Here is a 2384-nt window from a genome sequence, read left to right on the forward strand (position 1 = left end):
GGCCGCCCTCACCGTTCTCGGCCGGCTGCCCCCTCGCGACGGCGTGCCCCGCGCCGTGCTCACCGGCGCCGTGCTCACCGGCGCCCTGCTGAACCGGGCGAACCTCACCGACGCCCAGCTGTCCTGGGCGAACCTCACCAACGCCCAGCTACGCGGGGCGAATCTCACCCGCGCCTGGCTGCACGGGGCGAATCTCACCCGCGCCCGGCTGTTCGGGGCGAATCTCGCCGGCGCCCGGCTGTTCGGAGCGAATCTCACCCGCGCCCGGCTGTTCGGGGCGGACCTCACCGACACGGTGGAGCTGACGCAGGAGCAGCTCGAGTCGGCGACAGGGGATTCTTCGACGGTGCTGCCGGACGGGGTGGCGCGGCCGGCGTCGTGGCCGGCCCGCGGCCTGGACGACACACCCCCGCCCTGAGTCCGTTTCATCCGGTCTGCCGGTTTTTCTGGGGCCCGGGGCCCTGCTGGTTTATTCAGGCTGGGAGGGTGACGTCTCGCTGGTGCCGATGGCCGGACTTGATCGCGTCAGCGGTGCTACCGCAGGGTTGGGTCGACGTTGTGTAGCGGTGTCGGCGGCATCCAACACGGCGCGCAACACGCGGGCCGGTAATGGATCGTCCGGCGTCGGGTCGGGACGATGGCGCGCGTGTCCATGCAGCCGAGACCCTGGCCCGAGATACCCGCACGGACCGTGGAGGTCGCCTGCGCCGCGTTCCCGAAGGGCAGCCTGGCGATGCGCATCCGCGAGGAGCTCGGCGCGGTGTACGAGGACGAACGGTTCACCGCGGCGTTCGAGGTGCGGGGCCGTCCAGCGATCCCCCCGGCCCAGCTGATGATGGTCACGGTGCTGCAGTTCAGCGAGAACCTCACGGACCGGCAGGCCGCGGACGCGGTACGCGACCGGGTGTTCTGGAAGTACGCCCTCGGCCTCGAGCTCGACGACTCCGGGTTCGACCCCAGCGTCCTGTCCGAGTTCCGCGCGCGGCTCGTCGAGGGGGATCTCGCGACCCTCGCGCTGGACGCACTGCTCGAACGCCTCGCCGCCCGGGGCCTGGTGAAGGCGGGCGGGCGGGCGCGCACCGACTCCACCCACATGCTCGGCGCGATCCGGCACCTGTGCCGTCTCGAACTGGCCGGGGAGACCCTGCGCGCCACGCTCGAGGCGCTGGCCAGCGCCGCCCCGGCGTGGCTGACCGGGGTGATCGACGCGTCCTGGCAGCTGCGCTACGGGGCGCGGGTCGGCAACCTGCACCTGCCCGAGTCCGAGACCCGGCGCAAGGCCCTCATGCTCGACTACGGCCGCGACGGCTACCACCTGCTGAAGGTGATCTCCTCGCCCGGGGCCCCGGCCTGGCTGCGGGAGATCCCCGCCGTCGACGCGCTGCGCCGGATCTGGGTCCAGCAGTTCTACCGGTACACCACGAACACCGGGACGGAGGGGGTACGGCGGCGGGAGAGCGAGTCCGAGGGCGGGGACGGTCTCCCGCCCGGCAGAGACCGCCTGATCTCCCCCTACGACCTCGACGCCCGCCACAGCGTCAAACGCGACCACGGCTGGGACGGCTACAAGGTCCACTTCACCGAGACCTGCAACCCACCCGACCCCGCTACGACGACCGCGACGACCGCGACGACCGCGACGACCGCGACGAAGACTACCGGGCGCGGCGATCTCCCCAACGTGATCACCGGGGTGCTGACCACGGTGGCGACCACCTCCGACGCCGCCGCCGCGCTCGAGGAGATCCACGCCGGGCTCGCGCGCAACCGGCTGCTGCCCGCCGAGCACCTGCTCGACTCCGGCTACCCCAGCGCCGAGCAGATCGTCCGCTCCGCCCGGGCCTACGGGATCACGCTGGCCACCCCGGTCCTGCTCGACCAGTCCGCCCAGGCCAGGGCCGGACAGGGCTATGACAAGGCGAGTTTCTCCTTCGACTTCGACCAGCGACGCGGCACCTGCCCCGAGGGCAGGGCCAGCAGATCGTGGACCCCGTGCCGCCAGCGAGACACCGACGCGATCGTGGTGACCTGGGCGAAGGCGGACCGCGGCCCCTGCCCGAAACGTGCACTGTGCACGAAGGGCACCCGCCGGCAGATCACCATCCGGGACCGTGGCCTGCACGAAGCCCTGGCCGCCGCGCGGGCCGAGCAGACGACCGACACGTGGAAGCGCCGCTACGCCGCCCGGGCCGGGATCGAGGGCACCATGCGCCAGACCACCCACGTCGCCGGCACCCGCACCGCCCGCTACATCGGCCTACCGAAGACCGCCCTCGAACACAACATCGCCGCAACCGCGATCAACATGATCCGGCTCGATGCCTACTGGACCGGGAAGCCCCTCGACCGCACCCGCGCCACCCACCTCGCCCGACTCGACTTCA

At 72.2% G+C, this 2384-nt stretch carries 2 protein-coding genes; both read left to right on the plus strand.

Features of this window, described 5'->3' with window-relative positions:
- Positions 1-418 (plus strand): pentapeptide repeat-containing protein (locus tag NBX02_RS10210; RefSeq protein ID WP_250291115.1); only part of this gene is annotated, 418 nt, incomplete at its 5' end.
- 234 nt (positions 419-652) lie between these two features.
- On the plus strand, positions 653-2384 hold a 1732-nt coding region (locus tag NBX02_RS10215; protein ID WP_250291122.1), incomplete at its 3' end, for a transposase.

This window comes from Protofrankia sp. CiP1_Cm_nod1 (assembly GCF_920888515.1).
GTDB lineage: Bacteria > Actinomycetota > Actinomycetes > Frankiales > Frankiaceae > Protofrankia.